This window comes from Cutibacterium equinum, assembly GCF_028021195.1.
Classification (GTDB): domain Bacteria; phylum Actinomycetota; class Actinomycetes; order Propionibacteriales; family Propionibacteriaceae; genus Cutibacterium; species Cutibacterium equinum.
Window position 1 is genome coordinate 1050340 of the sequence record NZ_CP115668.1, and the last position, 24995, is coordinate 1075334.

General features: G+C 63.4%; 28 protein-coding genes and 4 tRNA genes. 21 read left to right on the plus strand and 11 right to left on the minus strand.

Annotation, left to right across the window (positions count from 1 at the left end; translation table 11 throughout):
* Positions 1-26 precede the first annotated feature (26 nt).
* From O6R08_RS04780 to msrB, 3 genes are all read right to left on the minus strand, one after another.
* Positions 27-1265, minus strand: a complete 1239-nt coding sequence (locus O6R08_RS04780) for a ribonuclease D (RefSeq protein ID WP_271418968.1) — start codon at positions 1263-1265, stop codon at positions 27-29.
* Positions 1262-1831 carry a DUF3000 domain-containing protein gene (locus tag O6R08_RS04785; RefSeq protein ID WP_271419248.1) on the minus strand — a complete coding sequence of 190 codons (570 nt, stop codon included), beginning with the start codon at positions 1829-1831 and terminating at the stop codon, positions 1262-1264. Before O6R08_RS04785 ends, O6R08_RS04780 begins: the two co-directional genes overlap by 4 nt.
* 123 nt (positions 1832-1954) lie before the next feature.
* Positions 1955-2401, minus strand: coding sequence for a peptide-methionine (R)-S-oxide reductase MsrB (gene msrB / locus O6R08_RS04790; RefSeq protein ID WP_271419249.1), 447 nt, complete (start codon positions 2399-2401; stop codon positions 1955-1957).
* A 134-nt stretch (positions 2402-2535) separates the two neighbouring features.
* Between msrB and O6R08_RS04795 the strand changes: the two genes are divergently transcribed.
* Entirely contained in the window at positions 2536-3393 is an 858-nt protein-coding gene (locus tag O6R08_RS04795; RefSeq protein WP_271419250.1) for a PPK2 family polyphosphate kinase, read from the plus strand.
* A gap of 46 nt (positions 3394-3439) precedes the next feature.
* Here O6R08_RS04795 and O6R08_RS04800 read toward each other — a convergent pair whose 3' ends face one another.
* From O6R08_RS04800 to O6R08_RS04815, 4 genes are all read right to left on the minus strand, one after another.
* The gene (locus O6R08_RS04800; RefSeq protein ID WP_271418969.1) at positions 3440-4198 is read right to left on the minus strand and encodes a sirohydrochlorin chelatase; all 759 of its coding nucleotides are present in this window, start codon (positions 4196-4198) and stop codon (positions 3440-3442) included.
* Positions 4199-4438: 240 nt separating this feature from the next.
* Positions 4439-4513: transfer RNA gene (locus O6R08_RS04805), tRNA-Val, on the minus strand.
* 1 nt (position 4514) lies between these two features.
* Positions 4515-4585, minus strand: a tRNA-Cys gene (locus O6R08_RS04810).
* Positions 4586-4613: 28 nt separating this feature from the next.
* Positions 4614-4686, minus strand: a tRNA-Gly gene (locus O6R08_RS04815).
* Positions 4687-5172: 486 nt separating this feature from the next.
* Between O6R08_RS04815 and O6R08_RS04820 the strand changes: the two genes are divergently transcribed.
* Positions 5173-5247 (plus strand) — tRNA-Val (locus O6R08_RS04820).
* A 171-nt stretch (positions 5248-5418) separates the two neighbouring features.
* Entirely contained in the window at positions 5419-6483 is a 1065-nt protein-coding gene (locus O6R08_RS04825) for an NAD(P)-dependent alcohol dehydrogenase (protein ID WP_271418970.1), read from the plus strand.
* A gap of 1 nt (position 6484) precedes the next feature.
* Here O6R08_RS04825 and O6R08_RS04830 read toward each other — a convergent pair whose 3' ends face one another.
* A complete protein-coding gene (locus tag O6R08_RS04830; RefSeq protein WP_271418971.1) occupies positions 6485-7228 on the minus strand; it encodes an ABC transporter ATP-binding protein in 744 nt (247 codons plus the stop codon).
* A gap of 31 nt (positions 7229-7259) precedes the next feature.
* Positions 7260-8321, minus strand: a complete 1062-nt coding sequence (locus O6R08_RS04835) for an FtsX-like permease family protein (RefSeq protein WP_271418972.1) — start codon at positions 8319-8321, stop codon at positions 7260-7262.
* A gap of 226 nt (positions 8322-8547) precedes the next feature.
* Between O6R08_RS04835 and O6R08_RS04840 the strand changes: the two genes are divergently transcribed.
* From O6R08_RS04840 to O6R08_RS04910, 15 genes are all read left to right on the plus strand, one after another.
* Positions 8548-9768 carry a sensor histidine kinase gene (locus O6R08_RS04840; protein ID WP_271419251.1) on the plus strand — a complete coding sequence of 407 codons (1221 nt, stop codon included), beginning with the start codon at positions 8548-8550 and terminating at the stop codon, positions 9766-9768.
* The gene (locus O6R08_RS04845) at positions 9765-10397 is read left to right on the plus strand and encodes a response regulator (protein WP_271418973.1); all 633 of its coding nucleotides are present in this window, start codon (positions 9765-9767) and stop codon (positions 10395-10397) included. The genes O6R08_RS04840 and O6R08_RS04845 overlap by 4 nt, the downstream gene beginning before the upstream one ends.
* Positions 10398-10469: 72 nt before the next feature.
* Positions 10470-12539, plus strand: coding sequence for a threonine--tRNA ligase (gene thrS, locus O6R08_RS04850; protein ID WP_271418974.1), 2070 nt, complete (start codon positions 10470-10472; stop codon positions 12537-12539).
* A complete protein-coding gene (locus O6R08_RS04855) occupies positions 12532-13092 on the plus strand; it encodes an HIT family protein (protein ID WP_271418975.1) in 561 nt (186 codons plus the stop codon). The genes thrS and O6R08_RS04855 overlap by 8 nt, the downstream gene beginning before the upstream one ends.
* Positions 13085-13708, plus strand: a complete 624-nt coding sequence (gene pgsA, locus O6R08_RS04860) for a phosphatidylinositol phosphate synthase (RefSeq protein ID WP_271418976.1) — start codon at positions 13085-13087, stop codon at positions 13706-13708. Before O6R08_RS04855 ends, pgsA begins: the two co-directional genes overlap by 8 nt.
* Before the next feature lie 45 nt (positions 13709-13753).
* On the plus strand, positions 13754-14407 hold the full coding sequence (locus tag O6R08_RS04865) for a CDP-alcohol phosphatidyltransferase family protein (RefSeq protein ID WP_271418977.1): 654 nt from the start codon (positions 13754-13756) through the stop codon (positions 14405-14407).
* 20 nt (positions 14408-14427) lie between these two features.
* On the plus strand, positions 14428-15168 hold the full coding sequence (locus tag O6R08_RS04870) for a DUF881 domain-containing protein (RefSeq protein WP_271419252.1): 741 nt from the start codon (positions 14428-14430) through the stop codon (positions 15166-15168).
* Between the two features lie 42 nt (positions 15169-15210).
* Positions 15211-15543 (plus strand): small basic family protein, encoded by a 333-nt coding sequence (locus O6R08_RS04875; RefSeq protein ID WP_271418978.1) that lies wholly within the window; start codon positions 15211-15213, stop codon positions 15541-15543.
* Positions 15536-16288, plus strand: coding sequence for a DUF881 domain-containing protein (locus tag O6R08_RS04880; RefSeq protein WP_271418979.1), 753 nt, complete (start codon positions 15536-15538; stop codon positions 16286-16288). Before O6R08_RS04875 ends, O6R08_RS04880 begins: the two co-directional genes overlap by 8 nt.
* A gap of 64 nt (positions 16289-16352) precedes the next feature.
* The gene (locus O6R08_RS04885; protein ID WP_271418980.1) at positions 16353-16745 is read left to right on the plus strand and encodes a glycine cleavage system protein H; all 393 of its coding nucleotides are present in this window, start codon (positions 16353-16355) and stop codon (positions 16743-16745) included.
* An 8-nt stretch (positions 16746-16753) separates the two neighbouring features.
* A complete protein-coding gene (locus O6R08_RS04890) occupies positions 16754-17335 on the plus strand; it encodes an FHA domain-containing protein (RefSeq protein WP_271418981.1) in 582 nt (193 codons plus the stop codon).
* The gene (ftsR, locus tag O6R08_RS04895) at positions 17335-18045 is read left to right on the plus strand and encodes a transcriptional regulator FtsR (protein ID WP_271418982.1); all 711 of its coding nucleotides are present in this window, start codon (positions 17335-17337) and stop codon (positions 18043-18045) included. Before O6R08_RS04890 ends, ftsR begins: the two co-directional genes overlap by 1 nt.
* Positions 18046-18109: 64 nt before the next feature.
* Positions 18110-18589 carry a bifunctional nuclease family protein gene (locus O6R08_RS04900; RefSeq protein WP_271418983.1) on the plus strand — a complete coding sequence of 160 codons (480 nt, stop codon included), beginning with the start codon at positions 18110-18112 and terminating at the stop codon, positions 18587-18589.
* A 183-nt stretch (positions 18590-18772) separates the two neighbouring features.
* Positions 18773-19360 carry a MerR family transcriptional regulator gene (locus O6R08_RS04905; RefSeq protein WP_271418984.1) on the plus strand — a complete coding sequence of 196 codons (588 nt, stop codon included), beginning with the start codon at positions 18773-18775 and terminating at the stop codon, positions 19358-19360.
* A gap of 109 nt (positions 19361-19469) precedes the next feature.
* Complete coding sequence (locus O6R08_RS04910; protein WP_333907918.1) at positions 19470-20732, plus strand: YihY/virulence factor BrkB family protein; 1263 nt, start codon at positions 19470-19472, stop codon at positions 20730-20732.
* 95 nt (positions 20733-20827) lie between these two features.
* Here O6R08_RS04910 and O6R08_RS04915 read toward each other — a convergent pair whose 3' ends face one another.
* Positions 20828-22030, minus strand: coding sequence for a pyrophosphate--fructose-6-phosphate 1-phosphotransferase (locus O6R08_RS04915; RefSeq protein ID WP_271418986.1), 1203 nt, complete (start codon positions 22028-22030; stop codon positions 20828-20830).
* A gap of 262 nt (positions 22031-22292) precedes the next feature.
* Here O6R08_RS04915 and O6R08_RS04920 point away from each other — a divergent pair, with 262 nt between their 5' ends.
* From O6R08_RS04920 to O6R08_RS04930, 3 genes are read left to right on the plus strand one after another with little or no spacing between them, the layout of a single operon-like run.
* On the plus strand, positions 22293-22613 hold the full coding sequence (locus O6R08_RS04920; protein WP_271419253.1) for a hypothetical protein: 321 nt from the start codon (positions 22293-22295) through the stop codon (positions 22611-22613).
* 37 nt (positions 22614-22650) lie between these two features.
* Positions 22651-23271: an L-threonylcarbamoyladenylate synthase gene (locus O6R08_RS04925; protein ID WP_271418987.1), complete on the plus strand. Its 621-nt coding sequence runs from the start codon at positions 22651-22653 to the stop codon at positions 23269-23271.
* 51 nt (positions 23272-23322) lie between these two features.
* Positions 23323-24009 (plus strand): 5'-methylthioadenosine/adenosylhomocysteine nucleosidase, encoded by a 687-nt coding sequence (locus tag O6R08_RS04930; protein WP_456298782.1) that lies wholly within the window; start codon positions 23323-23325, stop codon positions 24007-24009.
* 55 nt (positions 24010-24064) lie between these two features.
* Here the strand turns inward: O6R08_RS04930 and O6R08_RS04935 are convergent, their stop codons facing one another.
* Positions 24065-24976: a diacylglycerol/lipid kinase family protein gene (locus tag O6R08_RS04935; protein WP_271418988.1), complete on the minus strand. Its 912-nt coding sequence runs from the start codon at positions 24974-24976 to the stop codon at positions 24065-24067.
* Positions 24977-24995: the final 19 nt, after the last annotated feature.

The following is a 24995-nucleotide window of genomic DNA, read 5'->3' on the forward strand; positions in this document are numbered from 1 at the left end:
CCTGCTCGCCGCGCCCGCGATCTCGATCACAGTTCGGCCATGACCTGGCTGAGCAGACCTGCGAGGATCCCTCGCTGCCACGGGCGGGCGCCCACATCTGTGAGGAAAGCATCAACCCCCGCGACGGAGAGGTCGTGGGGTGGCTGCCATGCGAAGTGCCGCAGCCATGTCGGGGTGCACAGGTTTTCGGGTGGGAGGTCATGATCGGCAGCCGCCTCGTTGACGGCAGGTCTGAGAGCCTCCCAGCGGGCAGCCTCGTCCGGATGGTGGTGTTTCCAGGACCGGGGGTGGGGAATGGCTGAGGAATGCTCGCGAGGTGGCGGGTACTTCTTCGGCGGCACGCCACGGGCGTGATTGATGGCGTCAATCCAGGTCTGGCGATATTTCTTGGCCTGGCCGCGATGGAATCCCCTGATGGACAAGATTGTCTCGGCGTCGACGTCAACGGTGCGGTGGCAATGTTTGGCCGCCGCGACGAGGACCTCGTCACGCAACAACCTGCCTGGAGCAACGTCGAGGTCGTGGGCGAGGTTTTCGCGCGCCAGCCACAGGTCTTGTACCAGCTGCAGGCCAGCTCGACTGTCAATGTCACCGATGTGGCTCGTCTTGCGCCAGCGGGATGGGTCGATTCCCGGTGCTTCGCTGGGCAAGCCGGCGCCCACCTCGACGAGGTGGACGAACTCCTGACGGGCCCACTCGGCCTTTCCGGCCTCGTGGAGGTCAGCGATGACCTTGACGCGCACCTCATTGAGCAGCTCGACGTCCAGGGCGGCGTAGACCAGCCAGTCATGAGGGAGAGGACGTTGAGACCAGTCCGAGGCGGAATGCTCCTTGAGCAGGGTCACCCCGCAATAGTGCTCAATCATCGCTCCCAGACCGACACGCGGGAGGTTGAGAAGACGCCCAGCCAATTCGGTGTCGAACAGGTCGCCGGGGCGCAGACCGTCCATCGCCAGGCACGGCATGTCCTGGGTTGCGGCGTGGAGGATCCACTGTGTGCCGGCGAGGGCTTCGGCCAGGGGTTTCAAACCGTCCGTCTCGCCCAGAGCGATGGGATCGACGAGGTGAGTGCCAGATCCTTCACGGCGCAACTGGATGAGGTAGGCGCGCGGGCTGTAACGGAAACCGTGGGCCCGCTCGGTGTCGATCGCGACGGGGCCGTGGCCGTTGCGAAGTGCCTCACATGTGTGGCGAAGAGCCTCAGGAGACGTGACGAGTGGCGGCACTCCTTCCCGAGGCTCTGCGAGGACGGGGAAATCGCTCACGCGAGCTTGGCCCGGCGTGGTGCGATTGCGGTGATCTCGTCAGGCATCGGGGAGATCCCACACGAGAGCAGACAGAGGTCACTCCACGATTCCAGGTGTGAACTGACGTCCTCGGAGGTTGAGAAGGTCGGTGTCCACGAGGCACGTACCTCGATGTGATTCGATTCCGGGTCGGTACTGAGCTGCCCGAATGGCCGACTGACCACAGAGGTGACGGTGCCAGCCTCGGCGTGATAAATCGCGTGGTGGGTGTTGAGGGAATCGGTCAACCAGGACCATGCGACGTTGCCGACCAGCGGGTCAGAAGCCATCGACGGATCGACCTCGGCTCGGATCATGGCGACGAATCGGCTCGTTCCCTGCCATGCCTCGGAACCCGAGGGATTGTGGAGCAGGATGAGACGTCCGTTTCCGAGTTCATCGCCCTCGATGACGACGGATCCTTCAATCGCCACCGAGAACGGCGAGATGCGGGTCGGGGCGGGTATCTCGCGAACCTCGAGCTTGCTTGACCAGGAATACTCGAGGATTCGGGAACGCACGTCCTCGAAATTCACCGGATAGATCTGCCGAATCACCCCTTCAGGCTATGGGGGTTGGCGTGCGCGCTGCTTCCCCGACGCGCCGCAGAGGACGGATATGTGCGCTCCGTCGGGTTGAGGTCGAGGGTTCTCGTCGCGAGGAGGAGGTCACGTGTCGGTTCTTGCCGGCTCCAGATCAAGGCAGATCGAATTGATGCAGTACCTCAAATCGGTCGGGGTGTCGAAACCCTCACCGGCGAAAACGTGTCCGAGGTGGGAGTCGCATCGGGCGCACCTGACCTCGGTGCGAGGGCGTCCGGGAATGGACTCATCGGTGAGGTAGACAACCCGGTCCTCGGCCAGGGGAGCAAAGAAGGAGGGCCACCCACAACCGGAATGGAATTTCTGGGTGGAGCGAAACAGCTCGGCCCCGCAGGCGCGACAGCGGTACACGCCCTCAGCGGTGGTGTCGGTGTATTCCCCCACGAAGGGAGCCTCGGTTCCGGCCTCTCGCAGGACGTGGTATTCCTCATCGCTGAGACGCTGACGCCACTGATCGGGGGTCAGCACGAGGCGCGGTTGCAGGTCTGGTGACGTGGTGTGCTCGTCGGTCATGATCTCCTCCAGCCCGGCGTATCTCGCCGGTTCCGTGTTGAGTGAAACAGTCATGCGGTTGTTGTCATTCCCGCATCGAGTCCGCTGGGTCACGGCAAGATGGAGGAGCGAAAATCGAGGAAGGACGAATGTTCATGGCCAAGGACTCCCCTCAGCTGTCGGATGTGCTGCGCTGTCCACAGCCCCCGGTCGACATCACCACGATCGACACCGGCGCAACCCCGCAGGCGCCAGGGGACAAGGAGAAGACCCTCAAGGAGTTCGAGCCGATGGCCGAGGAACTCTCACAGTTGCAGGAGACGCTTTTTGCTCGCGGTCGCAGCAACCCGGAAGCGGCCCGCCGCATACTCGTCATCCTCCAAGGTCTCGACACTGCTGGTAAGGGTGGGGTGGTCCGCCACGTCTTCGGGCTCGTTGATCCCCAGGGCATTCACCACCACAGCTTCAAGGCTCCCACCGACGAGGAGCTCAAGCACGATTTCCTGTGGCGAGTGCGGAAGGCGTTGCCCGAACCGGGGATGATAGGTGTCTTTGACCGTTCCCACTACGAGGACGTCCTCGTCGCCAGGGTCGACAACCTCGTCGAGGAAGATGTGTGGAAGGAGCGTTACGACCTCATTAATGAGTTTGAGCTCGGCCTGGCTGCCGACGGCTACAAGATCATCAAATGCTTCCTGCACATTTCTTCCGACACCCAGAAGGAGAGGCTGCAGGCTCGTCTGGACAACCCCGCCAAATATTGGAAGTACGACCCGTCGGACCTCGACGCTCGCTCGAAGTGGCCTGACTACACGGATGCCTACAACGACGTGCTCAACAAGTGCAATCCTGACGTGGCTCCCTGGTACATCATCCCGTCGGATCACAAGTGGTATCGCAACTGGGCGGTGGGACGCATCCTGCTGGAGACGATGCGTTCGATGAAGCTGACATGGCCTGCCCCTGATGTCGACGTCGAGAAAGAGAAGGAACGCCTCAACAACGCGTCATGAACGTGAGTGGCCCCGTGCGCGGGCCACTCATCGGTCGAGGCGGTATTTACTGGGAGCCGACCTCGTCGTCGGTCGGCCCGGAGACCAAACCCATGGCGGCCGAACAGTATCGCTCAAAGGCGAGGGCTGCCAGGACCGGATCGTCTCCCAAGGGCGCGGAGACAACCTCTGCACCAGCGTGAAGGGCCTTGTGAGTGTGGGCGCGGAAGGTTTCGTCGTCGCAGATCCACAGGCTTCCCACCGCAATGTGACGGCGACCCTCCCGACGCAGGTGAGCGACGACCTCCTCGATGTCGGTGGCGCCTCCACTGTTGGTGGCGATGTGAACCGGAAGATGGTGGTGCTGGGACCACAGGCGCGTCAGTTTGGACAGCATGGCCGCACCTCGCGGATCACCGCTGTCGGGGGCCGAGAGGATGAGGGCATCCAACTCCTGGGCGTGCACGCGGTGGGCCGCCAGCCGCAGACGCGCATCGACGAGGTTGAGCAGGGCCGGAGTCGGGCCGGTGGGACGGGCCACGTGGACGGTCAGGTCGGGATGATTCTGGCGGATGTCCTCGGTATGGCGGGCCAGTCGTGGCGGGCTGGAATGAAGGTGGGTGGCATTGATGGGGACCAGGACCAACTCACTCCACGACGGCTTGATGCGGGGAGCCTTGAGAGGGCCTTTCTGAGGGACGAAACTGACCGTCGACTCGATGTGCGGGTGGAGGTGAGACATTCGCTGTCGCAACCTCTGGCCAATGAGAGTCGCGGAGGCTTCGGGCATCGCTGGCAGGACGAGGTCGAGTACGGGCGCAGCCATGTGAGCACTCCCTTCCCCCACTCGTCAGGACGATCCAACACGTTGCGTTCACCTTATCGAAGGAGATCCGTCGAACTGGCGAAAATGTCTGTGTGAACCCCTCACCCATTCATTCGTTCACGATAAGGGTCGTCTGAGCGGTAACTGTGAGCGTTACGGTTTCACCGGGACTCATTTCCGCGGAAAAGGAGAACGGTCGGTGTGGCAAAAGGCCGACCGACTTTCGTCGGCCGACCTTTGTGGTGGGCGATGCCAGGTTTGAACTGGCGACCTCTTCCGTGTCAGGGAAGCGCGCTACCACTGCGCCAACCGCCCGAGGTGGAGACGGGATTTGAACCCGTGTACACGGATTTGCAGTCCGTTGCCTCGCCTCTCGGCCACTCCACCACGTGGATAGGTCCGAAAGACCTCTCCGAGCGGACGACGGGACTCGAACCCGCGACCCTCACCTTGGCAAGGTGATGCTCTACCAACTGAGCCACGTCCGCACGACTTCCGGCGGTCCTCCGAGGGGCCTTGCCCCTTGTCGTTCCTGCCGGGCGACGAGAAAGAACTGTAGAGGATGATTCGCGGGCAATGCAAATCGAGGTGCGAAACCCGCAGCAGATTCGGGCATTTCACCTAGTCAGAGCAAATTGCATGGTTATGGTCCGAGGGTGTGTCGCGATTCGCAGGTGCCTGTTACCCACCGACTTCCGGCTCAGACACACGTCGAGTCGACTCACGTCACGGGCGATGCGGGGTCGCAGGGGGTGACTGGGTGGCAGGTGCCCCGAGGGTCCGGTGGTAATGAGGTTGCTGATCGAGTTCGTTGCCACCGTGCGTTGCACGATCGGGTACCAGAACCGCGATCACCACACGGGGTGTGCGGCGCGCCCCCGTGATGCCTGGGTGATCGGTGTCGGGGTTGTCGGCTGATGTCGGCCAGCCGACTTGGACAAGCACTCTGCCTTCTGGCATAGTTTCTCCAGCGCGGGCGGTTGGCGCAGCGGTAGCGCACTTCGTTCACACCGAAGGGGTCGCGGGTTCGAACCCCGCATCGCCCACCATCACACATGGCTGTACGGGAGACCGTGCAGCCATTGACGTCTGGTGCACATGCCCATGTGATCACGCATCTGGGCCGCCTCACAGGTTGATTCGCAATATTCTGACGATGTTCGTGTCAGCGATATCGGTGTCACGGATTGGCACTGGGGGATCAATCAGGAGGCGCACTCATGCCCATGACCGTCAAGGCTCTTCAGAAGGAAGGCCCGGACAAGCCGTTCAAGGTCGTCGAGATCGAGAGGCGAGATCCGCGTCCCGATGACGTCGTCATCGACATCAAGGCCGCAGGAATTTGTCACTCCGACATCCACACCATCCGCAACGAGTGGGGACAGGCTCATTTTCCGCTCGCCGTCGGTCACGAGATCGCCGGTGTCGTCGAAGCCGTGGGTTCTGACGTGACGAAGTTCGCGGTCGGGGACCGCGTTGGCGTCGGGTGTTTGGTCAACTCCTGCGGTGAGTGTGAACAGTGCCGTGCCGGTCAGGAGCAGAACTGCCTCAACGGGCCTGTGGGAACCTACAACTCCGCCGACGTTGACGGCACCATCACGCAGGGTGGGTACAGCCAGAAGGTCGTCGTCAACGAGAACTTCGTCTGTCGCATCCCGGACTCTCTCCCGCTTGACGTCGCCGCCCCGTTGCTGTGCGCGGGCATCACCACCTACTCGCCGCTACAGACGTGGAACGTCGGAGCCGGTAAGAAGGCTGCGATCCTCGGTCTGGGTGGCCTGGGCCACATGGGGGTCCAGATCGCTGCTGCCAAGGGGGCAGAGGTCACCGTCTTGTCGCGGTCGACCGCCAAGGAGGCCCTGGCCAAGGAGCTTGGCGCCACCCGGCTGCTGGCCACCAGTGAGCCTGGGTTCTTCAGGGACCATCGCGGCGAGTTCGACTTCATCCTCAACACCATCAGCGCACCTATCGACCTGCGTGACTACCTCGGCCTCCTCAAACCCGGCGGCGCCATGGTGCTCGTCGGGCTGCCCCCGGAGGGCCTGGAGCTGCACGCCGGCAACCTCATCGGTGGTCGGAAGGCCCTGGCGGGGTCGAACATCGGCGGCATCGCGCAGACCCAGGAGATGCTCAACTTCTGTGCCGATCACGGGTTCGGGGCGAGGATCGAAAAAATCGGGGTGCACGACGTCGACGCCGCCTACAACCGGGTGGTCGCCGGTGACGTGCGCTTCCGTTTCGTCATCGACACCTCGACCTTCGAGGATGCAGTTCCAGCTGAGTGAGTTACGCGCCGATACGGCCACGAGCCGAGGCCGAGCCGTGCTGCGACGGCTTCTCCTCGCAGGTTCCACGCACCTGGGTGAGATGGCCGTCGAGCATCTCCAGATGCTGGGAGCCGTGATCGATGAGCTTCTCGTCGTGGGTCACGAGCATCGTGGCCGTGTCGTGCTCACGGGTCAATGTGGCCACGAGTTCGATGATGCGGGCGCCAGCCTGGGAATCCAGGGCACTGGTCGGCTCATCGACGACCAATACGCTGGGGTCGTTCATGAGAGCCCGGGCGATGTTGACTCTCTGGCGCTGTCCACCTGACATCTGGGCCGGCCTCTTGTGCATGTGGTTGGCCAGGTCGACGGCGTCGAGGAGTTCCTTGGCCCGCTCTCGGCGTTCGTCACGGGTGGAGCGATGCGCACCGTCGAGTTCTCCCATCATGACGAGCTGGTCGACGGCGTCGAGACTGGGGATGAGGTTGGACTGCTGAAAGACGATGCCGATCTTCTCCCTGCGCAGTTTGGTGGCGCATGCGTCGTCGAGTCCGGTGACGTCGATGCCGTCAATGAGGATGGTGCCGGTGTCGGGTCGGGCCAAGGTGGCAGCCACGGCCAAGAGGCTCGACTTTCCTGACCCGGACGGTCCGGTGATGACGGCGACGTGCCCGTTGTCGACGCGCATGCTGACGTTGCGCAAGGCGGTGATGCGACGGTTGCCGTCTGGACGGGTGAAGGCGACGTTGTCGAGGGTGATCATGTAAAGCTCCTGAAGATTGGGGGCTGACGGGTCAGCGGGTCGAGCCGAGGGCCTGCTCGGGTTGCGCACTCGACAGGGAACGGATCGCCACCGCAGCCCCGGCAAGGCCCAGTAGACCGAGCAGGGCTCCTGGACCGAGCACCGTCCACCACGTCATGGCGAAGGGCATGGTCGAGCGGATGGCAAATCCAGCGATCGTCACGAGGACCAGGCTGGCACCGATACCGATGGCCAGCACCACACCGGCCTGTCCCAGGGCGTCACGACGCAAGGCCCGGGTCGTCGCTCCCAGCGCACGCAACACACCGATGTCGTGCTGGCGCTGAATCGTCCAGACGGTGAAGAACGCTCCGACGACGAGGGCGGAGATACCCAGAAGGAGGCCGATGATGAGAGCCAGGGAGCCAATCTCAGGTCCGAAGGTCGGCAGCATCCGCAACGACTTCCAAGGAGACGCCGATTCGGTTCCGGCGGCCTTGTCGACTGCCTTCCAGTCGGGCTGGCCATGCACCAGCAGAGCGGTCGGCTCGGCCTTGGGTTGTCCCATGCGCGTCACGGTCGCCTGCCAGTCGTTGTAGCCCATGGCGACGACGGCCGAATGGCAGTACCAGGTGTCGTCACCGACGGACTCGACGGCGAACTTCTGGGACCCGATGTCCATCGTGTCCCCGGCTGCCAGGCTGAGGTCATCGGCGATGGTCTGGGAGATGATGACCTTCCCTTTCGCGGGGGTCCCCAGGGAGGTTGCTGCGACGTCGGACCCGAAGATCGCCACCGCGGATCCGGTGCCGTTCTTGCTGGCGCGAGTCTGGGTGACGCCCACGGGGGTGACCTCGGACACCCCATCAGCTGACTGCCAGGTCTTGAGCTGGTCCTCAGTGACCCTGGAGTCGGTCCACATCGTCGGCGATCCCGTCGTGGCCAGCACGACCCGATCAGCCGGTACACCCACCACCGCGGCGATGCTGCGCTGGGCGAGGCCGCCTGCCAGACCGGTGAGGAAACCGACCAGTACGCAGATGAGGGCCACTACGACGGTCATGAGGGCAAACCGGCCTTTGGCGAAGGCCAGATCACGCCGGGCGAGGAACATGAGAACTCCTTGTCGTTGTCGTCGTCACCACCTTCCCGGTAACAGCCTTTGTTGGAATCAGTGCGTGGTGTGGTTGTGGGGCGACTCAAGGTGGAGGCGGATATCATCCTTTGGGATGATGCGGGGCAGGGATCCTGGCGGCACGGACATGTGAGTTGCGCACCTACACTGGGGGCCGATGAGGACGACCACACTCGCTCGTGATGGGCTGCACCGTTGGCGCGACATGGACGCCGGTCACCGCGGACGTGCGGTGGTCATTGAGGTGGGCATGCAGATCGGCATCCAGGTGCTCTTTGCCGGTCTGGTCATCTTCACCGTCGTGATGGCTCTGGTGCTGTCACCACCCCACGTGTGGCGAATCCTCACCTGGGAGGTCCTGCTCATCCTCGTCCACTCCGCCCTCATGACGACCCATGTCATGGACCGCCCTCGGCGTGACAGGTGGCGGCCCATCCTGGTGGCGGCGATGGTCGCCGTCTCGATCCTGTTGGCCATCGACTTCCCCTATGCCGCCTACCTGATGATCCCGCTCTCCTTTGTCTACCTGGACCACTTGGCCCCGCGTGATGCCTGCATCGCCGTCATCGTCGAGGCCGTGGCCATCATCCTCGGTGTTGGACTGACGAGTGGCTGGAGCGTCGGGGGAGTCGTCGGGCCGGTAGCCGGTGCCGCAGTGGCCGTGGTTGTCGGTTTGTCCCTCAAGGCGATGCAGGCTCAGGCGGTTGAGTTGGAACGTCTCAATGTTGACCTGCTCGCCGTACAACGGAGGCTAGCGGCCTCCCAACGGGAGGCAGGAGTGCTGGAGGAACGGGCCAGGTTGGCCCGAGAAATCCACGACACTGTCGCCCAATCCTTGTCGAGCATCGGGCTGCTGTTGTCGGCGGTCGAACGCACCGCCCCTGATCACCCGGGAATCGAGCAGATCCAGCTGGCCCATCGCACCTCGTCTGAGGCGCTGTCGGAGACCCGCGGACTCATCGCGGAACTGGCTCCTCCTACCGTTGCCGATCAGGGGTTGCCGGCAGTGCTTGCGCGACTGGGAGCGACGACGTGGTCACTTGGCGGGCTCCACGTCGACGTCGACTGCCCTGACACCTCAGACCTGCCCATCGAGATTCAGACGGTCCTGCTCAGGCTATGCCAGGGAGCCATGTCCAACGTTGTGCGTCATGCCCATGCCCGTCACGCAACGAACCGGATCTGGCGTACCGATGCATCCCACGTCCATCTGAGGGTGACCGATGACGGAGCCGGGATGGACCTCGACGCGCCAGTGCGAGAGGGAGCTTTCGGACTGCACGCCATGAGACAGCGGGTCGACGAGCTGTCCGGTGAGTTCTTACTGACCTCACAGCCGGGGGAGGGGACGATCGTCGACGTCGATCTTCCGGTGCATTCTGCCGCAGAGCAACCACGCTACGTTCACCAAGGAGAACCGTCATGACCGTACGTGTCCTCATTGCCGACGATCATCCGGTGGTGCGCGCAGGAGTGACGGCCCTGCTCGCTACCGACCCCGACATCGAGATCGTCGCCACCGCATCGACCCCTGCCCAGGCCCTTGCCGCCGTAGCGACGACGGACCTCGATCTGGTACTACTCGACCTGCAGTTCAGCAGCGATGCCAATGCGCCGTCCGGGGTGGACGTCACCCGCAAGATCCGGTCACAACCGAATCCCCCGGAAGTCCTCATCCTCACCAACTACGACACCGACGCCGACATCCTCGCAGCCGTCGAGGCCGGCGCGACCGGTTACCTCCTCAAGGACGCCCCTGCCGAGGATTTGCTGTCGGCGATTCACCGTGCTGCTCGCGGTGAGGGAGCACTAGCTCCGACCGTCGCCACTCGTCTCATGACTCGGTTGCGCTCCCCGAGGACTTCTTTGACCGCCCGGGAGCTCGACGTCCTGGAAGCTTCGGCGGAGGGGCTCTCCAATGCTCAAATCGCCGATTCTCTGTACGTCTCGGAGGCCACCGTCAAGACCCATCTGTCCCACATCTACAGCAAGCTTGCCGTGGGTTCCCGCAGCGCAGCAGTGGCTCGAGCCCGAGACATTGGTCTCATTCGCTGACCCGCAACTCGAAGCAACCCGACTCGGTACGGCATTATTGACCGTGTCCGGCATCCGTCGGGCTGCCATCGAGTGAGGAAGTCAATCGTGTCCATCAGCATCACCCTGCACCGTTCCGGTACCTCCAGGACCGAGCAGGTGGACACTACTACGACCGGCCTGGATCTCTTCGGCTCACAGCGTGACATCGTCGCCATGCGGGTTGACGGCAACCTCGTCGATCTGCAGCGCGAACTCCACGACGGAGCCGAGGTGGAGCCGGTCGAGGCGACCAGTTCCGACGGGCTCAACATCATTCGGCACTCGTGCACCCACGTCATGGCACAGGCCGTCCAGCAGCTGTACCCCGAGGTGAACCTGGGAATTGGCCCGTTCATCACCGACGGCTTCTACTACGACTTCGGCAACATCGAGCCCGTCACCCCCGAGATCCTTACCGAGCTCGAGAAGCGGATGAAGCGGATCGTCAAGGAGAACCAGCGCTTCGTGCGTCGGGTCACCAGCGAGGAATCGGCCCGCGAGGAGCTTGCCGACCAGCCGTACAAGCTGGAGCTCATCGGTACCAAGGGCAAGGATGCCGAGGGAGCCTCGGTCGAGGTGGGCGGCACCGAGCTGACCATTTACGACAATGTGCGCCGCAATGGCGAGGTTGCATGGAAGGACCTCTGCCGTGGCCCGCATGTGCCCTCGACCAAGTACCTGGCCAATGCCTTCGCCCTGACGAAGTTCTCAGCAGCGTACTGGAAGGGTGACCAGGCCAACGACCAGTTGCAGCGCATCTACGGCACCGCATGGGCCAGCCGTGAGGATCTCGTTGCCTACCAGGAGCGGATCAAGGAGGCGGAGCGTCGCGACCATCGCAAGCTGGGAGCCGAACTCGATCTGTTCTCCTTCCCTGAGGAGATCGGACCGGGCCTGGTGGTCTTCCACCCCAAGGGTGCGATGCTGCGTCACCTCATCGAGGAACACGTCATCGCTCGTCACATGGAGGCAGGATTCTCCTTCGTTCACACCCCGGAGATCACCAAGGGTGGGCTGTTCCACACCTCGGGCCACCTGCCCTACTACGCCGACACGATGTTCCCGCCGATGCTCGTCGACGAGGAGCGTGACGAGGAGGGCCACGTCACCCGGGCAGGCCAAGAGTACTACCTCAAGGCCATGAACTGCCCTATGCACAACCTCATCTTCCGGTCACGTGGTCGGTCCTACCGAGAACTGCCGCTGCGATTCTTCGAGATGGGTCATGATTACCGCTACGAGAAGTCGGGGGTGGTGCACGGTTTGACCCGCATGCGCGGCTTCGCCCAGGACGACTCGCACACGTACTGCACCCGCGAGCAGGCCCCCAGCGAGATCAAGAAGCAGATCGAGTTCTTCTTGTCGATCCTGGCCGACTTCGGTCTGACCGACTTCTACCTCGAGCTGTCCACCCGCGATGAGGACGGTGCGAAGAAGGAGAAGTTCATCGGCTCCGACGAGGACTGGCAGGCCGCCACCGACACCCTCGACGAGGTGTGCCGCAGCACCGGCCTGCAGCTCGTCCCCGATCCGGGCGGTGCGGCCTTCTACGGCCCGAAGGTCTCGGTCCAGGTCAAGGACGCCATTGGTCGTACCTGGCAGATGTCGACGATTCAGTACGACTTCAACCAGCCCGAGCGATTCGACCTCGAGTACGCAGCCGCTGACGGTACCCACCAGCGCCCGATCATGCTGCACTCGGCCAAACTGGGCAGTGTCGAGCGGTTCATCGGAGTGCTCACCGAGCATTACGCCGGTGCCTTCCCGGTCTGGCTGGCTCCGGTCCAGGTGCGCCTGGTCCCGGTGGCCGAGGCCTTTGACGAGTACGTCACGACCTTCGCCGAGGTGCTGCGCAGCCAGGGCATCCGGGTTGAGACCGACCTGTCGTCCGACCGGTTCGGCAAGAAGATCCGCAATGCCTCCAAGGACAAGGTGCCCTTCACCCTCATTGCCGGTGGCGAGGACGCCGAAGCTGGTGCGGTGTCGTTCCGTCTGCGTGACGGTTCCCAGGTCAATGGCATCGCCCAGGACGAGGCCGCGCGCATCATCGCTGCCTGGAACAAGGCCCGTCGCAATAACGATCCGACGGCCCAGACCCTGCGCGGAGTCATCGATGACTGAGGATTACCGACTCGAGTTCGCCGAGGACATGGCCGGAGTCCCGGACCCCTTCCGGAGGTTCTGGACCCCGCACCGCATGGCGTACATCGGTGGTGAGAACAAGCCCCGGGGTGACCGTCCCGAGGACGGGTGCCCGTTTTGTGTCGCTCCGCAGCGCAGCGACGAGGACGCCCTCATCGTTCACCGTGGCCAGACCTGCTACGTCATCATGAACCTTTACCCGTACGGGCCGGGGCACATGCTGGTGTGCCCCTACCGTCATGTCGCTGGCTATGTCGACGCCACCGAGGAGGAGGTCATCGAGATGGCCCACCTCACCCAGGCCGCCATCCGGACCCTTCAGGTGGTGTCTGGTCCGCAGGGGTTCAATGTCGGCATGAATCAGGGAGCTTCTGGTGGGGCTGGAGTGGCCGCCCATCTGCACCAGCACGTCATTCCGCGCTGGATCGGGGACACGAATTTCTTGCCCATCGTCGCCGGTGTCCGTGCCGTCCCGCAGCTCCTGGGGGAGGGACGTCAGCTCTTGGCCGATGCGTGGGTGGCTCATGCTTGAGCGTTTTCGTGCCGCCTGGGCCAAGGTCATGAACCCCATCGCTGACGCCCTGTTGCGGGCTCACGTCACCCCCGACATGGTGACCTGGGTCGGTACCATCGGCGCTTGTGCCATGGCGCTCATCTGCTTCCCGCAGGGGTGGCTCTGGCAGGGGCCGTGGCTTGTCACACTGTTCATCTTCTCCGATTCCCTCGACGGCAACATGGCCCGCAAGATCGGGAGCCACTCCCAGTGGGGCGCCTTCCTCGACTCCACCTTGGATCGGTTCGGTGACGCCGCGATTTTTGTGGGTGTGGCGTTGTACTACGCCGGTCCGGGACACAACTTGCTGTGGACCGCAATGTCCCTTGCCGCGTTGGTCTTCGCAATGGCCACCTCCTACGTGCGTGCCAGGGCCGAGTCCCTGGGCATGGAGGCCAAGGTCGGCATTGCCACCCGTGCGGATCGTCTGCTGGTCAGCTTGCTGTCCATCGAGATCACGGGTCTGGCCAGGGTTGGTGTCTTCCCGCACTGGTGCCTCGCTGTCCTACCCATTGCATTGTGCTACCTGACGTTGGCCGGGGCCATCACCGTGGCACAGCGGATGGTGGCAGTGCGTCGAGGCTGTCAGTCGTGACGGGTCGGGTCGCGGCGAGTTCAGGCCCTCGACTGAACAGGTTCAATGACTAAGGTGGACGTCGTGACGCGCACCCTGCCGCCTGAGGAAGTGTCCCAGGCCGATCTGTGGGACACCGATCGATTCTGGACGGTTCCCAACGTCTTGTCGGTGATCCGCCTCATCGGAGTACCTGTCTTCCTGTGGCTCGTACTGGGTCCACATGAGGACGGCTGGGCTATCGGGGTGCTTGCCGTCGCCGGCATCACTGACTGGCTCGACGGCAAGATCGCCCGTCGCTGGCACCAGATCTCGCGCATCGGCCAGATGCTCGACCCCATCGCTGATCGTCTCTACATCTTCGCCACGGTCATTGCGTTGGCCTTGCGTGACGTCATCCCACTGTGGCTGGTCATTGTGCTCATCGCCCGGGATGTGTGCCTGGCATGCCTGGTACCGGCCCTGAGAACTCGCGGTTTCACTTCGCTGCCGGTGCACTTCGTCGGCAAGGCCGCCACCTTCTGTCTGGTGTACTCCTTCCCGTTGATCTTGCTGGGCCACTTCGGAACTGGCGTCTGGACGGTCTGCCGGGTTCTCGGCTGGGCCTTCGCGATCTGGGGGACCGCACTGTACTGGTGGGCCTTCTTCCTCTACCTCCTCCAGACCATTCAGATCGTCCACACCCTGCCTCGGGTCGATCGCCGGGGTGAGCTGTCGTGACTCAGCGTCCTGATGCATCGATGGACCTGTTGCGGGAAGTCCGCTCGCAGGCCTTGGACCCGGGGTATCAACGGTTTCACGATCGCAACCCAGACAGCACGAAACGACGGCCTGTCGGGGTGGGCGCCGTCGTCATCCTGCTCGTCACCGGGGTGCTCATCGGGATGGCGTGGCGCTCAACGGCCGCACGCGAACCACTGGACGCCCGGGAGCGCAAGAACCTCGTCGCCCACGTGCAATCGGCCCAGGCTCACGAATCGGCTCAGCAGGCGGAGCTGGTCAGGTTGCGCGCATCCGTGAATGCCATGAAAGGTACCGCCACACCCGTCGACGACCAGGACGGGCAGGACTCCGCAGTGCTCGCGTTGACCGGCCCTGGGGTGCGGATCGTGCTCGACGACACCAATGCGGCCCCGAACGGTGAACTGGGCGATGCCGACGTGCGCAAACTCGTCAATGCTTTGTGGCAGTCCGGGGCGGAGGCTGTGGCCATCAATGGCCACCGGATCGGGCCCCGCACGGCGATTCGCACGGCTGGATCGGCGATCACCGTTGACTACGTCTCATTGTCTCGACCCTATGTCATTGAGGCGATCGGCTCTCCCCAGACGATCCCGGCAAAACTGGCTGACACACCGGGAGGGCGCTGGTTGACCTACCTCAGGGACAACGCATCGGTCACGTATACGGTGGCGACCAGGGACCAGATCTCGGTGCCGGGATCGAAGGCGTCGGTGAGTCACGCGAGTCCTCGACGATGATGGTCAGATGATGAACGGTATCGGCACACAGGAAGGACACTCATGATTGCGCTCATCGGTCTGGTGGCCGGGATCATCATTGGCATCGTGGTCAATCCCACCCTGCCTCCTGGCCTCCAGCCGTACCTGCCGATCATGATCGTCGCCGCCCTTGACGCCATTTTCGGTGCGGTGCGTGCCTATTTGGCCCACACCTTCTCTGATCGCGTCTTCGTCGTCTCCTTCCTCTCCAATGTCGCCATTGCCGCCCTCATCGTCTGGGTGGGGGACCAGATCGGTGTCGGTTCGCAGTTGTCGACTGCCGTCGTCGTCGTGCTCGGCATCCGAATCTTCACCAATGCTGCCGCGATTCGTCGTGAGATCCTCCATGCCTGAGCACCACGCCCCGCGGGAATGGGCCGAGAATCACTGGCGCCGGATCGGCAAGGACTTGGCCTCGGTGTCGACCGGGCAGATCCTCGTGGCCATCATCTTGTGTCTGTGCTCGGTGATGATCGTCACCCAGGTGCGTTCCCAGCGCAATCAGGACGCATTCTCGACGATGAGTAGAGCGGACTTGGTGACGATGCTGGACACCCTCTCGGACTCCTCGCGCCAACTGGATTCCGAGATTGCTGACCTGCGTGCCACGACGAGGGAATTGCAGTCGGGGGCCAATTCGCGCAAGGTCGCTCAGCAGGAGGCAGAGGACCGGCTCACCCGGATGAAGGTGTTGGCCGGAACGGTTCCGGTACATGGACCGGGAATCACGATCACCATTGACGACCCGGAGGAGAAGGTCACCTCCGACATGATGCTCGACGCCGTCCAGGAGATGCGCGATGCCGGAGCTGAGGCCATGGTTGTCAACAACAAGGTTCGCATCGTTGCCGACACCTGGTTTGCTGCCAGTCCTGACGGCCTTGACGTCAGTGGAACGACGATTCGCCGTCCCTACACCTTGACCGTCCTGGGGGATCCCCATGCCCTGCGCGAGGGGGCACGGTTCCGTGGTGGTCTGGTCTCCCAGATGGAGTCCGACAAGGTGGGGGCCTCGGTCACGATCACGACGTCTGAGGACCTCACCATTTCCGCAGTCGCCCATCCGCGTCCGATGACTCACGCCACACCGGTGAGATGACGCGGGCATCGAGGGGCTGAGCGCGGTAGTCTGCCAGTACGAGGATTGTTCCGTCGGCCGTGTCATGGAGGTGGCGATGACCGAGATTCCTGATGATGTGTTGTGCACGTCGGATTGCCTGTGGATCAGACCGGGTAATGGTGACAGGGTACGCGTCGGGGTCACGTCGGCCCTCCTTGACCAGTTCGGGCCAGTGGAGTCATTGTCCCTTCCTGACGACGGGCAGGAAATCGTCGCGGGGGACATCTGCGGCGATCTGGAGTTCTCGTCTCGCAGCTGGGAGCTCGTCTCCCCGGTCGCTGGGGAGGTCATCTCGGTCAACCAGTCGGTTGACGCCGACCTGCTCGAGGCAGACCCGTGGGGTGACGGATGGCTGTTCGACATGAGACTGTCCGACCCCGAGGAGCTCGACGAGTTGCTTGACCCGGACGAATACCTCGCGACCATGGGGGAGTGAGCCCTAGAATGAGTATTTCGGAGACTGCCGAGAGCGAGGACGCGAACATGAACAAGTGCCCCATGTGCGGCCACGTCAATGACGACGGCGCAAACTTCTGCTCCCGATGCGGGACCCGTCTCGGGGTGCCCATCGACACCCCTGGGGACAACACTGGCGTCATTCCGACCATCACCGAACCGCCGGTGGCCGAAGAAACCTCGCCCAATCTTGACCTGCCCGCCGATGTGTTGCGAGACATCGCCGACTTGCCGGTCGAGAACGCCATGCTGGTGGTGCGACGCGGGCCCAACCTCGGCGCTCAATTCCTGCTCGACCAGGATGAGACGACGGCTGGACGCTCCACCCGATCTGACATTTTCCTCGACGACATCACGGTCTCTCGCCACCATGTGAAGTTCATCCGTCAGCCCGACGGTCGCATGATCATCGAGGACCAGGGCAGCCTCAACGGAACCTACGTCAACCGCACTCTGGTCGATGGCTCGGCCGTGCTGAGAGACGGCGACGAGGTGCAGATCGGCAAATTCCGGATGACCTACCACACCGGTGGGACGGCCTCTGGTGCCAGCGGGGCTGGTCGCGTCTGATGCCAGGATCTGTCCGAACCATCGGGCAGGTGATGAAGACTCTCAAACCGGATTTCCCCGATCTGAGTATTTCCAAGATCCGATTTCTAGAGTCCGAGGGCCTGCTGTCGCCTGAGAGGGCACCATCGGGATACCGCAAGTATTCCGACTCTGACGTGGAAAGATTGCGCTACATCTTGACGTGTCAGCGGGATCACTTCCAGCCGCTGCGTGTCATCCGAGACCATCTGGAGATGATGGACCGGGGCGAAGAGCCTCCAGTGGCCGAGGCGCCGCCGTTGCCGACCGAGAGCGAGGGGACTGCCGTCCCGAAGGCTCCGGAAGGCCAGGGAATCGTGCAGACCCGTGGCCCGATCAAGATGAACCGTCGTGAGCTCATCCGAGCGTCGGGCATCACCGAGGCCATGCTCATGGAACTTGAACGGCATCAGTTGGTGCGTCCCAAGCGGGGGGCCTCCTACTTCGGGCAGGAGGCTCTCGTCGTCTGCGTCGCGGCCCGCCGACTCTCTGCCTATGGCATGGACACCCGTCACATGCGCGCCATCCGTCAGGCTGCCGAGCACGAGGCTGGTCTGATCGAACAGGCCCTCATCCCGCACGCTCGTCATCCAGAGCAGGCCTCCAAGATTGCTGCCGAGACGACCAAGGTGATGATGCATGCCCATACGGCGATGGTCTACGACATGTTGGAGCACTGGTCGGCCAACTGAGCCCTGTGGCGCTCAGTGAGACTTGCGTGACGGATTGACGACGAGGCCGCGCTAGGCTGGCCGCATGGTCTTGCTCGAGGTCGCCGAGATTCGGACCGAGCCTGTTTCCGGGGCGGCGGTGCTGCTGTTGCGCGAGGTCGATGGTCGTCGCCATCTTGCGTTGTGGATCGCCGAGCCAGAGAAGGTGGCCATCACTGACGCCATCAACGAGGAAGAGCCGATCCGGCCCTACACCCATGACCTCCTTGCCCGCGTCGTCGCGGTGCTGTGTGAGGAAGAACCCCAATGCGTCATCACCAAGGTCGAGGATGGCATCTGGTTCGGCGAGTTGGTGTTGGGAGATATGAGGATCGACGCCCGACCTTCCGATCTGGTCGCCCTGGCGCTGCGTCTTTCGGTGCCGATCTGGTGCACCCAGGAGGTCATCTCCTCAGCCGGAATCCGCCTGGACGCTGGGCCGGAGGATGCCGTTGAGGAGTTCCGGCAGTTCTTGGATCAGGTCAGCCCGGATGACTTCGGGCCCGGACCCTCGACCTCTGGTTGACCGTGAGTCCACGATAAAATGCCTTGTCAAGATTGTATTTGTTGCTGGAATGTGAGGACGACGTGAAGCCATCGGCGTGGCTTCGATGGTGATCGAGGCTCGCGCCGTAGCGTCAAGGGCGTTCGACGGGGCAACCGTGCTCCGCTGTTGAAACCACGAAGAGAATTGGTGAAGGGTGACGAGATGACAACGACCGGTGACCAGCCGAGTGTTGAAACTCCCCTCGACGGCCCCGCGCGTCGCGGTCAGGATGCCCTTTTCGAGGGTGACTTCGCCCCGATGCCTGAGGACATCGGTTTCAGAGGGCCCGTCGCATCCGGTGCGGCTGGTATTACCTACCGCCAGCTCGACTACTGGGCGCGAACCGGCTTGGTTCGTCCGGAGATTCGGGCTGCTCGCGGCTCCGGTAGCCAGCGTCTCTACTCCTTCCGCGACATCCTCATGCTCAAGGTCGTCAAGCGCCTCCTCGATGCCGGGGTCTCCTTGCAGCAGATTCGGGTGGCCATCGACCATCTGCGCAGCAATGGCGTCGAGGACCTTTCCCGAGTCACCCTCATGAGTGACGGGGTCTCCGTCTACGAGTGCACCAATGACAACGAGGTCATCGACCTGTTGCGCGGTGGCCAGGGAATGTTCGCCATCGCCCTGGGAGGGGTCTGGCGAGACGTCCAGGGCAGCCTCGCTGAGTTGCCGAGTGAGCGTCTTGAACCGACTGAGGAAGAAGAGCTCGACGAGTTCACTGCCAGAAGAATTGCCAAGCACGCTTCCTGAACTGGCGCTGAATTGACGGGAAACGTCCCCCGTCATCCGTGAGGGGTGTGCTCGTCGAGCGTGCGCCGCATGTGGCCTCCATGTCATGATTCGCACTGAGGAGGCCCCTGTGAAGGACATGATTGCCGCCATCATGAAGCGGCCCGGTATCGCCCATCTGCTACGATCCCACACCCGATTCACCCGACGACTCGGCAACCATTTCGCCGCGTCCATCACTTATTTCACGGTGCTGGCGATCGTGCCGGTCATCGCATTCGCCTTTGCCGTGCTGGGATTGATTCTGAGCGGGTTGAGCCCTTATCTGCTCGATCAGGTGGTGGACTCGGTCGTGGGTCTGGCCACTCCTCAGGGTGACGAGGAACAAATTCGCGGCATCATCGACAACGCCATGAAGGTCGGCGGATCGATCTGGGCGTTCATCATCTCCATCCTCACCGCCTTCTGGGCTGGAATTGGCTGGATCGGAAACATCCGTAAGGGAATTCAGGCGCAATGGGCGCCAGACTTTGACATGGTGACCGACGACCGCGGATTCGTGCGCGCCAAGCTCTCCGACATGATGGCCTTCCTGGGATTGCTGCTGGTGAGCCTGCTGACGATCGTCACCTCCCAGGTCGGCTCCTCGATGGCTGGGGTATTGGCCGCATGGACTGGCCTGGACACCGTCCCCGGACATGCCCTGCTGTTGACCCTGGCTGGCCTGGTGGCCACGACGATTGCCGGCTGGCTGCTCTTCATCTTCTTGTACACCGTCATGCCGCGAGGCAAGCCGGTGTGGCGTCCGATCCTCAAGGGCTCCCTGGCCGCAGGTTTCGCCCTGGCCCTGCTGCAGGTCGGTGCTGGGTATCTCGTTCAGGCCTTCAGCTCCAACAAGGCTGCGCAGGCCTTTGGATCGGTCATCGTCATCATGCTGGTCTTTGACCTCGTCGCTCGGTTGATCCTCTTCATCGCCGCGTGGATCGCGACTGCCAATCAGCCGGCCATCGACAAGGAATGGAATGATTGCGACGAGCCGCTGCTGGGCCGAGACGACTGCCGTACCGTCGAGGGGCACTGGGAGGCGGCTCTGGCGGATCGTGCTCGCAAGCAGGCCAAGAAGGATGAGAAGGAGGGAAAGGATGGCGTGGCACCAACTGGTAGGTACCGCGTCGTCGAAGGGGTCGTTCATCACGATGACGACGAGACCGTGCCAGGTGGCGCGGGCGATCTCACCTCAGCGACCTTGACCGGTCTGCAGAGCACTCAACATCCTGGGGTGGTCCACCCAGCACCGGCCTCGCACAAGGATCGCCGCGGACCCGTCATCCACGTCCTCGTGACCGCAGGCCTTGCTGTGGGAGCTTTCTTCCTGGGCAGGCATCAGGACTGAATCGTCTTACCCACGTCGGACGCGAGAGGTGGGGGGAACCGATGTTCCCCCCACCTCTCGTCGTGTGATCGGACACTGACGTCACTGACGTGTCGTCAGTGAGCCTGGCCGATCTCGTCGAGCATCTTGACGAACCAGTCAGCCGTGGTGTCGAAAGGCTTGCCGCCCTTGATGCGGTCGAAGGCGATGTTGGTCAGCTCGTCGCCGTTCTCCTCGTCCTGGCCGATGACGCCAGCCTTGCCGGCCAGAGCGCAGTCGACAGCCAGATCGGTGCAACGGCCGATGAGCTCGAGGTCGGCCTCGTTGGAGGCAGCCGAACGGGAGAAGTAACCCGACTTCTGGACCATGACCTTCTCGGCGCCCAGCTTCTCGGCGAACTGCTTGCCGAACCAAGCACCAGGATTGACCTTGTCGAGCTTGACGTGGCCGAAGGGATCGCGGGGGACCTCCTGACCGGCCTTCTCCATCTCCTCGATGATGGCGTCGAGGCCAGCACCCTCGGACAGGAAGATGGTGACGTTACCGACCACGTCCATGACCTTGTTGAGGCGCTCGGCCTCGGCCTCGAGATCGATGTGGGCCTCCGGGACGTACACGGCGTGGACGTCCCACGCCTCCTTGGACAGGCCGATCTCGGGCAGCCACTCCTGGGTGTCGAGCCACTCGCGGTACTTGGCGGCGGTGGCTGCGGTCAGCCAGCCGCAGTTACGTCCCATGACCTCGTGGACGATGAGCATGCGGGACCCGGAGTTGTGCTCACCGACGATGTTCTGGGCGAAGCGGGCACCCTGCTCGGCGGCGGTCCAGGCGCCCAGCGACTGACGGATCGGGATGACGTCGTTGTCGATGGTCTTGGGCAGACCGACGACGGTCAGGCCGTAGTCGTGCTCGGCCAGGTAGGCGGCCAGGTCAGCGGCGGTGGTGTTGGTATCGTCGCCACCGATGGTGTGCAGGACGTCGACCCCGTCGGCGACCAGACGGTCAGCAGCCACCTTGAGGGGATCCTCGCCCTCGGCGACGAGCCCACGCTTGACGAGGTCAGCGGCGTTGGTGAGCTTCACGCGGGAGTTGCCGATTGGGGAACCACCGAAACGCTTGAGGATGTCGGCATTCTTGCGAACAGTGTCGGTGACCTCGAGAAAGTCTCCCTTGAGCAGGCCTTGGTAGCCATGCTTGTAGGCGATGATCTCGACCTCGGGAGCGACCTCGGTGTAGCGCTGGATCAGACCACTGATCGCTGTGGACAGACAGGGCGCGAAGCCACCGGCGGTGAGGAGGGCGACCTTCTTGACGGCCATGGGGAAACCTTTCGTTCGTCGGACGATGACGTCATCAAGCCTATGGCACGAGGTGAAACCGGCACATCCGGGGAGGAAAAGTCAACCCTTTTCACGACGTGCGGGCTCGTGATGGTGTCATGGCATGACATGTCATGAGTTGTGTCACCGAGGGTTGAGCGGTGAGCAGAGGATGGACACTTCCCGGCCAGGAGACGGCCGCGGCGTCAGTTTGTCCGTCGTCGTCGCGGTATTGCTTCCTCTCCTTCTGATTGCCGCTGGGGTGGCTGTGGACGGGGCGGAACGAGCCAGGGCGGTGCGGGTGGCCCACACCGTCGCTGCGGAGGCAGCCCGGGCTGGATGCGAGGAGGGATCGGCTGCCCAACTGGTGGGACAGGACGGTTCCGGCCCGGCGCGTAAGGCCGCCGAGGAATCGGCCCGTGGGACTGGAATCAGCGGCATGAGTCAACCGGTCGTTGCCGTCGAGGGCGACACCGTCAGCGTGGCCATCCAGGTCGCCAGACCCACTCATCTGCTCTCGCTGGTCGGCATGACCCAGGTCCACGGTCAGGCACGGGAAATGTGTACGTTGATGGCTCGATGAGGGCCGTGTGGCGTCGCCACGGCGATACGATGACACGGTGTCCACGTACTTTCCGGTGCACCCGGAGAACCCACAGCGCCGTTCCATCAACCACGTCGTTGACATCCTGCGTGACGGTGGCCTCATCGCCTACCCGACCGACTCGGGTTATGCCTTTGGGGCACGGCTGGGAAACAAGGACGCCTTGGAGCGGATACGCAAGATTCGCGACTTGTCCGACAAGCACCACTTCACCCTGGTCATGAGCCAGTTCGCCCAGGTTGGGCAATACGTCCAGATGGACAACTGGGTCTTCCGGGCCGTCAAAGCGGCCGTGCCCGGGCGATACACCTTCATCCTCAAGGCGACTCGCGACGTCCCGAAGGTCATGTTGCACCCGCGCAAGAAGACCGTGGGTGTCAGGGTTCCCCAGCACGTGACGGCCCTGTCCCTGCTGGAGGTCCTCGACGAACCCATCGTCTCCTCGACCCTCATCATGCCTGGGCACCACACCCCAATGGTCGATGGGTGGCAGGTGCAGGACGAACTCGGTGACCATCTGGATGCCGTCATCGATTCGGGAGACTGTGGCGCCGAACCCACGACAGTGGTTGACTTCACCTCCGGGGAAGCACTGATCACGCGCCGCGGCGCCGGTGATCCGACTCCCTTCGAGTGAGACCATCGGTCCCTCGAATCGTGGTGGCGACAGGCGAAGGATTGTGACGGCGTGTTCGGTCTGATGGGGGCGATGGAGGATGAGGTCCGCCTCATCCGTGCAGACCTTGACGAGGTCGTGGAGTTGGACGGTCCGTGCGAAGTGCTGCGCGGTCGGCTGGACGGAGCACCGGTGGTGCTGGCCAAGTGCGGTATCGGCAAGGTCAATGCGGCCCTCGCAGCTTCGGCCATGGTTCAGGCCGGGGCCAGCAGCATCGTCTTCACCGGTGTCGCCGGAGCCGTGGCTCCCGGCCTGGGAATTGGCGACGTCGTTGTCGGGGACAAGTTCTGCCAGCATGACGCCGACGACACCGCCTTTGGCAGCCCCATCGGCGTCGTCCCGGGGGAGCCGGCCTTCTGGGAGCCGGACCCTGCCCTCTTCGACAAGGTGTTCGGGGCGCTGCGAGCTCTCGAGGAGCCGCGCGGTCATCAGGTCGTGGCCGGAACCATTGTCAGCGGCGATCAGTTCATCGCCCAGGCCGAGAAGGTTGCCTGGCTGCGCACCACCTTTGACGCCAGCGCAGTGGAGATGGAGGGTGCGGCCCTGGCCCAAGCTGCCAGCCACCTGGGGGTGCCCTTCGCCGTCGTGCGTATCTTGTCGGATTCGGCGGACGGTGACGCCGTCTCGGATTTCCCGGCCTTCCTCAAGGACGCCGCTCATCGGGGACGCGACCTAGCTCACGCCTTGGTCCAGGCTTGACGGGTCGGGGCTAGCCCTCTGGTCGGTAAAGCCCTCAGGCTCGCGCTGGGAGGGTTCAGGCTCGCACCAGGAGAGCTCCGGGGGCCACCCGTGTCCTCATCGCCGTCGCCATGCCCACCGGATCGCCATCGACCTCTGCGAGAATCGGACCGGAACCAGACTTGACGAACGCTGTTCGTGAGGATGCGTGACGCACCAGGCGGTGCCCGTGGCGATGCCGGGTGATGAAGTGGTTGACGACGGCGACCCATCCGACGATGCCGTGGGGGGAGACGGTCAGCACGTCGAGGGTGCCGTCATCAATGCGTCCTTCGGGGACGAGAACGACACCACCCGGCATGATCGAGCAGTTGCACACCAGTACCGTGCGCGCCCTCGTGACGATGGGTTTGCGACCATCGACGCTGGCACGAACCTGGAACCCGGGTTGAATGAGGGTGTGGAGCCCTGCGGCCACATAGGCCAGCCAGCCGACCTTGTCCTTGAGGCGGTCCTGGGTGCCGGCCATCGTGTCAGCATCCATGCCCATGCCAATGATGACGGTGAAGCACATCTCCTCGGACTCATCGAAACGGACGTAACCAAGGTCTATGGCCCGCACTGGGCGGGTCAGTGCGGCGTCGAGGGATGCGCCCAGATCAGTGTGGGGCAGATTGAGGTTGCGGGCCAGCAGGTTGCCCGTCCCCATGCCCAGAATCCCCATCGGGACTCCGGTACCTGCCAGGCCAGCCGCGACCTGACGGATCGTCCCATCGCCGCCCAGGGCCAGGACGAGCTCGGCACCGTCAGCAACGGCCTCGCTGGCCAGACCGTGACCGAAATCATCATGGGTGGTGGGCAGGAAGTACGGGTTGACCCCCAGGTGCTCCTGACACTTGTCCTCGATGAGAGTGCGCCACCGGGGATTGTTGGCCGTCTTCACCGAGTTGTGGATGACTGCGACGGTGCGCGGCTGAGATGTGTGCACCTTGCCAGCCTAGGCCATC